Raw genomic sequence first — 1105 nt, 5'->3', positions numbered from 1 at the left:
CACCCGCGTAAATGTTGAAAATGTTCAGACTGAAATAGATCCTGACATTGTTAATCTTCAATATACTGGTGTTGATTCATATGCCAATCTTGACGCTTATTTGCAAGAACGCAGAGCATTTTTGTATAACCTTAAGCTGGATGATTTTTCCGATTCAGATCGCTTGCTTCGTGCTTGGCTTTTTGATCGCGTTGTTATTCATGCAGAACTGTACCCAGCAACACGTACAGCACAGCTAACATTCTTCCTTCTCAAAAAGGATTGCCTGTTACTTGATGTTGAAAATGTTGTTTTGAAGTACAGAACACATTTAGCTTCTAAACGCTAAATGATAATAAGGGATTGAGTTTTTACTCAATCCCTTTTTTTTATTCTCGACACAGTAGTTTCCTGCTGTAACGCACTTAACCCGTATTGCTTATTGAGGAAGGTTTAATATCTACAGAACGTAGTAACTCACCTGCCTCACGATTTTTTGCAGAGAAGTCGGATCGGAACTTATTCAATGGTTTGAATAGTTCACGCCTTTCTTTGAAATAATCGCTTTTTGTGATGTTTCCATACTGATATAGCTTTCTTAATTCAGTATGAGCTTCGTCACAGAGCATGTTAACGCGAATAAACATCAAAACAGGCGGGCATGGAAGGATGTTGATCGTTACTTCTACAGGTTGAACAAAAGCCAAAATATCCATGCTCTCGCTAAGTGGGTTTTGTTTAACCTGTGAATTATAGTTTTTGATTTGACTTAAGTAGTGACCTTGTAAGGACTTGAGTTCATCCTCGATACCAGGTAACTTATTTTTGTAGTAATAAGCCAAAGCAAACTGACCTTTGTTTGCGAATTTTTTAATGTGAGTTAAGGTGAAAGCGCGAGCTAGCCACTCACTGATTTTAACCCCCGCAGGAATCCGGCTCGTTACGTTTTCTTTATTGAACCTGTCATCCCACATAAGGACATTCACAATATCGTGAAATGTTATGGGTAATTTAACTTTGCTGCTCATTGTTGCATTTATCCTTAACCAGTTCGATTAATTCATGATTGGTAGTCATACGAGACTGAAATCCAGTAAAAAAAACCGCTATATCAAGGTGATATGGG

2 protein-coding genes are annotated in these 1105 nt (G+C 38.0%); one reads left to right on the top strand and one right to left on the bottom strand.

Annotated features, from left to right (window positions below; all coding sequences use genetic code 11):
- Positions 1-328 (top strand): hypothetical protein (locus tag HP459_RS23065; protein WP_171936938.1); only part of this gene is annotated, 328 nt, incomplete at its 5' end.
- Between the two features lie 76 nt (positions 329-404).
- On the opposite strand, the gene HP459_RS23060 is transcribed toward HP459_RS23065, so the two are convergent.
- Complete coding sequence (locus HP459_RS23060) at positions 405-1007, bottom strand: hypothetical protein (protein WP_253939686.1); 603 nt, start codon at positions 1005-1007, stop codon at positions 405-407.
- Positions 1008-1105: the final 98 nt, after the last annotated feature.

This window comes from Enterobacter sp. CM29 (genome assembly GCF_013179605.1).
GTDB classification, from domain to species: Bacteria; Pseudomonadota; Gammaproteobacteria; order Enterobacterales; family Enterobacteriaceae; genus Enterobacter; species Enterobacter intestinihominis.
Note: the sequence above shows the minus strand (reverse complement) of the source record. Positions and strands in the feature narration are given on the sequence as shown.

Excerpts from the sequence above, each read along its gene's own strand:
- HP459_RS23060 (WP_253939686.1), bottom strand. The coding sequence starts at position 1,007 with ATGAGCAGCAAAGTTAAATTACCCATAACATTTCACGATATTGTGAAT.